Genomic DNA, 6,617 nt, shown 5'->3' with positions numbered 1-6,617 from the left:
GATAAAAAAATCAGGATATACGGCTATTTGTCATGCGTACCGCTTAGGTGCGGATTTTTTCTATAGTTCGGGCTTACAGAATAAGAATCCTACGCAAATCGCTACAACTGGTTCAATGGTGGAAAGGATGGATGCACGACTAGATTCGATGTAACTCAAGCCTTTCGTGTAAAGTAAGAAGGCAAGGATCGTTGGGATTAATGCTAGCCCTATGCTGTTAAGAAACACAGACCAGTTTAAAAGTAAATCAAGTTTAGACACAAAAGGATTAGTCGTGATCATAAATAAGGCAGCACAAAAGTATGTGTAACCTGTTATCGTTAACGCACCGTAATACCGACTGCTTACTTTAGCGAAAATACTGTAAAGTGCGTAAAAGAACCCAGACCCAATTCCGACTAATAGGGTGGAAGCGGTTATAACCGTATTTATGGAAGGGAAGAAGCCGACAACAAAGGCACAACCAAATAATGTAATGATAATAGCGATAACTTTTCTAACAGTAAGCAACTCTTTGAAAAAAATACGTGATAAAATCGTTACAAATAAAGGGCCTGTATATAATAATACGACGGCTAATGAAAGGTTAGCTTGTTCCATGACGGTGAAAAAGCACCAGTTAAAAAACACAATACTGATGATCCCTGATCCGATAAAAAACGGGATGTGTTTCCAGTTGATTCTCAATTCACTACGGTTTAAGAGAGCCATATAGATAAGTAAAATAACAGCTGCAAATATCGAGCGAATGGCGACAACATCCCAAGCTGTAAATCCATACACATATAAATTTTGAACAAACAGACCAATTAGTCCCCAACAAGCAGCTCCTACTATAGCCAAGATGTATGCCGTTTTTATAGACATTCCGATACAAGCCTCCTAACTCATTATAATATCAATAACTATATCATGTTTCTTCCATCTATTAACAGCAAAAAATAAAATAGTGCAATAATTTAAAAAACGCCGATCCAAGAGGAGTTCATTCTCTCGGATCAGCTAAATGTTTTATTTTTTTACAGATTGTAAATATTCGTTATAAGTCATTTGTTTATCAATAACTCCATCATTGGTAAGTTCGATGACGCGATTAGCAATCGTTTCATTAAATTGGTGGTCATGAGAAGTAAAAATCATTGCACCTTTGTAGTTAATTAATCCATTGTTCACAGCTGTAATGGATTCTAAATCAAGGTGGTTAGTAGGCTCATCAAGAAGAAGAACATTTGCTCCACTTAACATCATTTTTGAAAGCATACAACGAACTTTTTCTCCGCCAGACAGAACGTTTGCTTTTTTCTTTACTTCTTCACCAGAAAAGAGCATACGACCTAAGAAGCCACGTAGGAAGGTGTCACTATCATCTTGAGGAGAGTATTGGCGTAACCAGTCAACTAAGCTCAAATCGCAGCCTTCAAAGAACTCTGAATTATCTTTAGGGAAATAAGCTTGAGTTGTAGTAATTCCCCATTTGTAGGAACCACTATCTGGTTCCATCTCACCAGTTAAGATCTTGAAAAGAGTCGTTTTTGCAATTTCATTTTCACCAACTAATGTAATTTTATCATCTTTATTCAATGTAAAGCTTACATTATTAAGAACTTTTTCTCCATCAATCGTCTTCGTAATTCCTTCAACACGAAGCACATCATTGCCGATTTCACGTTCGGGTGTAAAATGCACATATGGATATTTACGTGAAGATGGACGAATATCATCTAATTCAATTTTATCGAGTAACTTTTTACGTGAAGTCGCTTGTTTCGATTTTGAAGCATTTGCACTAAAACGAGCAATAAACGCTTGTAACTCTTTAATTTTCTCTTCTTTTTTCTTATTTTGGTCACTTGCCATTTTCTGTGCAAGTTGACTTGACTCGTACCAAAAATCATAGTTCCCTACGTATATCTGAATTTTACCAAAATCTAAGTCTGCAATGTGCGTACATACTTTATTAAGGAAGTGACGGTCATGGGATACCACAATAACCGTATTCTCAAAATTAATTAAGAATTCTTCAAGCCATTCAATTGCTTTTATATCTAAGTGGTTAGTAGGCTCATCTAATAGCAGAACGTCAGGTTCACCAAAAAGAGCTTGAGCAAGAAGGACCTTAACTTTTTCAGATCCTGTTAAATCAGCTAATTTCTTCGAGTGAAGATCTTCTGAAATACCAAGTCCTTTCAATAAAATAGCAGCTTCAGATTCTGCTTCCCACCCATTCATTTCAGCGAATTCTCCTTCAAGCTCGGCCGCCTTAATACCGTCTTCATCTGAGAATTCTTCTTTCATATAAATGGCGTCCTTTTCTTGCATGACTCCATAAAGACGGGCATGTCCCATAATTACAGTCTTTAGAACTTCGTGTTCTTCATACTCAAAGTGATTTTGCTTTAATACAGCGAGTCGTTGCCCTGGCTTCATGTGAACATCACCTTGTTGAGGTTCAATGTCACCTGATAAAATTTTAATGAAAGTAGATTTCCCTGCACCATTTGCTCCAATTAAACCATAGCAGTTACCAGGTGTGAATTTAATATTAACCTCATCAAATAATTTGCGATCTCCATATTGTAAACCAACGTTCGAAACAGTAATCATATTTATGTATGCCTCCAAATGTCCATAATCGAATGAATTATACCATTCATTGTAGACATGGGGCTAGTTTTCTAACAGATTTTTTAGGTTTTTGCAAAAAAAAAGTGAAAACTCGACCGTTTTTAACCTGCATGTTACGATAATGAAGGATTTATATAAACCAAAAGAAGTATACGGCAAGCCCTCCAACTGTTGCTAACATAGTGACGGTTAACAACTTTGTCGATTTCATTGAGTAATTTACGATTATGGCGCCCAATAGCACCGCAAAATAAAGGGAAAAATCAAGTGGAAACAATCGAATAGCTGATACAAATCGAACTCCTGTTACCAAAGTGATCAATAATGGGGCTAACATAATTAAAGAAACAATGACTAAACAGATTGTGTTTTTTTGTTTTAACGTCATGTTCATGACATCACCTCATCAATATTATTATTTTTAAGGTGTCCAAGTAGAGTTTTCTCATTCAAAAAGGGGGTATCCAGATGGATCGCAATAATAGACTCCAACTAGCACAAGAGAAGCTTAAATCCATTTACGGCTATGATTCATTTAGAGAGGGTCAACGTACGATTATTGAGCAAATTTTAAATGGCACGGATACAATTGGAATCATGCCGACTGGGGGAGGAAAGTCACTTTGCTACCAAATCCCTGCACTTGTTTTACCAGGTGTCACATTAGTAGTCTCTCCTTTAATTTCTCTTATGAAGGACCAAGTTGATGCTTTAACGGAATTAAACGTTCCTGCCACTTACCTTAATAGTACGTTATCTGCTTCTGAAGAGAGACAGAGGCAGAACCGTATTGAAGAAGGGTACTATAAATTAATTTATGTAGCCCCAGAGAGACTGGACCAGTATCAGTTTCAACAGTTACTTAGTCGGATCAATCTCTCTTTAATTGCAATAGATGAGGCCCATTGTATGTCGCAGTGGGGGCATGATTTTAGGCCAAGTTATCTAACTATAGCCACATGGCTTGAACACCTATCACAAAACCCAACGATACTTGCGTTGACGGCAACAGCGACACCGGAAGTATGTAAAGATTTGCAGAATTTTTTACATATAAACGAACGTCAAGTGATCTCGACTGGCTTCGAGCGAACAAACTTAACGTTTAAAGTGAAAAAGGGGATAAATAAAAAGAAGTTTATTGACTCGTATATCACTTCAAAGAAAAAAGAATCTGGAATTATATATGCATCAACTCGCAAAGAGGTTGAACAAATTTTTCAACACTTATCTGAAAGTGGAGTGAGTGTGGTAGCCTATCACGGGGGAATGAATGAGCAGGAGCGCTCTTTAAGTCAAGAGGCTTTTATTCATGATAAAGTGGATCTAATTATAGCTACAAATGCATTTGGAATGGGCATTGATAAATCAAATGTTCGATTTGTTATTCATTATAATTTACCAAGAACAGTAGAAGCGTATTATCAGGAAGCTGGAAGAGCGGGAAGAGACGGGGAGCCTAGCGAATGTGTCTTGTTGTTTAGCCTACAAGATGTCCGCACTCAAGCGTTTCTCATTGAGCAATCGGATCGAAACGCGATACGGCAAGAAATGGAATACAAAAAATTGCAACAAATGACTGCATTTTGCCATACAGAACGCTGTTTGCAACAATATATTTTACACTATTTTGGTGATGATACAAATAAGACGTGTGGCAAATGTTCAAATTGTGTTCATACTGGTGAGAAAGTAAATAAAACGCGAGAGGCTCAGATGGTCTTCTCTACAGTTAAAAGAACAAGAGAGCGCTTTGGAAAAACGATTATTTCTCAGATCTTAGTCGGTTCTGCCAATCAAAAATTAAAGCAATTACAATTAACGGACGTAACTACTTACGGTCTCTTAAAAACTTGGTCTCAAAAGGATGTAGCTGAATTTATTGATATTTTAATGGCTGAAGACTACTTAGCGCCAATGGGAACTACGTATCCGACGATTCAGTTAACAGAAAAAGCCGTTCAAGTATTAATGGGGGAGCAAGAAGTATTTGTAACAGAAACGGTGACGACGGTTCAAAGAGAAGAGAATGATGATGTGTTTGAAGCATTAAGAGAATTGAGAAAGGAAATTTCAACTGAGAGTCGGATTCCACCGTACATGATTTTTTCTGATAAAACATTGAAAGAAATGAGTAGCCTGATTCCTTTAACCCAAGAGGAGCTCTCTACTGTTTCAGGAGTTGGAGAACAGAAACTAGAAAAGTATGGACAAGCTTTCTTAGAGGTTTTAAAGCAGTATAAAGATAAACAACGGAGTGTTATAGAATTTGAACCTCCAAGAAAAGGAAAAAGGACAAAAAAAGGACAATTTTTAGAAACAGCTACGCTCTTTCAGAAAGGTGAGAGCATTTCCAACCTCGCTGAGACCTTATCCCTTTCAGAGCAAACAATTGTTAAGCATTTGCTTAAAGCTCAGCAAGAAGGGGTCGAGTTAAATTTACAACAGTATGTCAAAGAGGAAGACCGAGAAATGATCATACAGGCGGCAGATGAGGTAGGAACGGAATTTCTTAAACCGATTAAAGAGGTGTTGCCCGAACACATTACCTATCAAGACATTCGCTTTACTTTGGGAAAGTAGGTTACAATTTCACGTAGCATACAACTGTGTTATGATCATATAGATGAACTCCGAACTAGAAACAATAAGGGTTTTAGATAAAAATAAACAGGATTTTGTATTTAAAAGGGGAATGTAGGTATGACAATTAAAATTGTAACAGATTCAACAAGTGATTTATCTAATGATATTGTTGAGAAGTATGGAATTGAGATTGTTCCTTTATCGATTTCGGTTGGTGGAAAGACATACTTAGATGGAATAGACATTTCGAAGAAAGAGTTTGTTCAGATGTTAACATCATCTGAAGAATTACCTAAAAGTTCTCAACCGTCTGCTGGCTCCTTTGAAGAGACATACCGTCGAATTTTGGACGAGCCAGACACAACACATATTATATCTATTCATTTAACTGAAGGAATGAGTGGAACGGTTAATTCGGCCCAAGCTGGAGCTGACTTAGTTGGTGAAAACGTGACCGTTGTAAACTCAAAGTTCATTTCTCATGCGATGAGTTTCCAAGTTATAGAAGCAGCAGAAATGGCTCAAAAAGGTCATACAGTTAATGAAATAGTAAGCCGCCTTGATGAAGTGAGAAATCATTCATCTCTTTATCTAATGGTGGATACATTAGAGTATCTTGTTAAAGGCGGTCGTATCGGTCGTGGGAAGGCATTGTTAGGCTCTCTTTTAAAAATAAAACCAATTGCGTCTCTTGCTGACGGTGTATACACACCGGTAAGTAAAGTTCGTACACATATGCAAATGATTGAATACTATAAAAAACAGTTCCTTAAAGAAACCGCCGGTATGAAGGTTAGAGCGATAGGGATTGCTCAAGTGGAAGCAGAAGGATTAGCAAATAAATTAAAAGACACTCTTCAACAAGTTAAAGATATTCCGGTAACCATTACAGAAACTTCCCCTGTTATTAGTACGCATACAGGTCCTGGTGCGGTTGCGTTAATGTATTATACAGATAAAGAATAGGGCATCTCTTTGTTTGTCATTATGCAAATGGACATCCTATTAAAAGAGAACTTAAAACAATAGGTACTCAAAATGCTTTGACATTACATAGAGAATTTAATACCATTCCATGCTCAGGAAATGAAGGGCGAGAGTGACATCAATAATTAGTCACTCTCTTTTTTGCTTTTTTTAGCCATTTGTACATATGTAAAAATTAAACATCCTGTGCCAAGTATGGTACAGGCATATTGCAAAATTCTCATCGTTTCCATCAGCAGAACCTCCTGTCTTAGTTTACTATTTCAATAAAATTCTATAATATTCGTCAAAATAAAAAAAGGAATCGCTTACATGAGCGACGAATAAAATTAAAAGAAAATAAGGAGCATTCCTGTAATGAAGTAATTTGAGGGTTGAACAAAAAAAGAGCCCCTTGGTATGATACGAGGTGTCCGAAG

General features: G+C 36.9%; 5 protein-coding genes. 2 read left to right on the top strand and 3 right to left on the bottom strand.

What is annotated here, in order from left to right; all coding sequences use genetic code 11:
* Nucleotides 1-60: 60 nt before the first annotated feature.
* The 3 genes from PQ474_RS25440 to PQ474_RS25430 form a co-directional block, all read right to left on the bottom strand.
* A complete protein-coding gene (locus tag PQ474_RS25440) occupies nucleotides 61-867 on the bottom strand; it encodes a DMT family transporter (protein WP_273848375.1) in 807 nt (268 codons plus the stop codon).
* Between the two features lie 144 nt (nucleotides 868-1,011).
* Nucleotides 1,012-2,604: an ABC-F family ATP-binding cassette domain-containing protein gene (locus PQ474_RS25435; RefSeq protein WP_273848374.1), complete on the bottom strand. Its 1,593-nt coding sequence runs from the start codon at nucleotides 2,602-2,604 to the stop codon at nucleotides 1,012-1,014.
* Between the two features lie 151 nt (nucleotides 2,605-2,755).
* Nucleotides 2,756-3,019, bottom strand: coding sequence for a hypothetical protein (locus tag PQ474_RS25430; protein ID WP_273848373.1), 264 nt, complete (start codon nucleotides 3,017-3,019; stop codon nucleotides 2,756-2,758).
* Nucleotides 3,020-3,093: 74 nt separating this feature from the next.
* Between PQ474_RS25430 and recQ the strand changes: the two genes are divergently transcribed.
* Together recQ and PQ474_RS25420 are read left to right on the top strand one after the other, a co-directional pair.
* Nucleotides 3,094-5,208, top strand: coding sequence for a DNA helicase RecQ (gene recQ / locus PQ474_RS25425; protein WP_273848372.1), 2,115 nt, complete (start codon nucleotides 3,094-3,096; stop codon nucleotides 5,206-5,208).
* Between the two features lie 120 nt (nucleotides 5,209-5,328).
* A complete protein-coding gene (locus PQ474_RS25420; protein ID WP_273848371.1) occupies nucleotides 5,329-6,177 on the top strand; it encodes a DegV family protein in 849 nt (282 codons plus the stop codon).
* Nucleotides 6,178-6,617: the final 440 nt, after the last annotated feature.

It is taken from the genome of Halalkalibacter alkalisediminis (assembly GCF_028610705.1).
In the GTDB taxonomy this organism is placed as follows: Bacteria; Bacillota; Bacilli; order Bacillales; family Bacillaceae_D; genus Halalkalibacter; species Halalkalibacter alkalisediminis.
The sequence above is the reverse complement of the archived record's forward strand: the minus strand, read 5'-3'. Positions and strand labels throughout refer to the sequence as shown.

Excerpts from the sequence above, each read along its gene's own strand:
- PQ474_RS25420 (WP_273848371.1), top strand. The coding sequence starts at position 5,329 with ATGACAATTAAAATTGTAACAGATTCAACAAGTGATTTATCTAATGAT.
- PQ474_RS25430 (WP_273848373.1), bottom strand. The coding sequence starts at position 3,019 with ATGAACATGACGTTAAAACAAAAAAACACAATCTGTTTAGTCATTGTT.
- recQ (WP_273848372.1), top strand. The coding sequence starts at position 3,094 with ATGGATCGCAATAATAGACTCCAACTAGCACAAGAGAAGCTTAAATCC.
- PQ474_RS25435 (WP_273848374.1), bottom strand. The coding sequence starts at position 2,604 with ATGATTACTGTTTCGAACGTTGGTTTACAATATGGAGATCGCAAATTA.
- PQ474_RS25440 (WP_273848375.1), bottom strand. The coding sequence starts at position 867 with ATGTCTATAAAAACGGCATACATCTTGGCTATAGTAGGAGCTGCTTGT.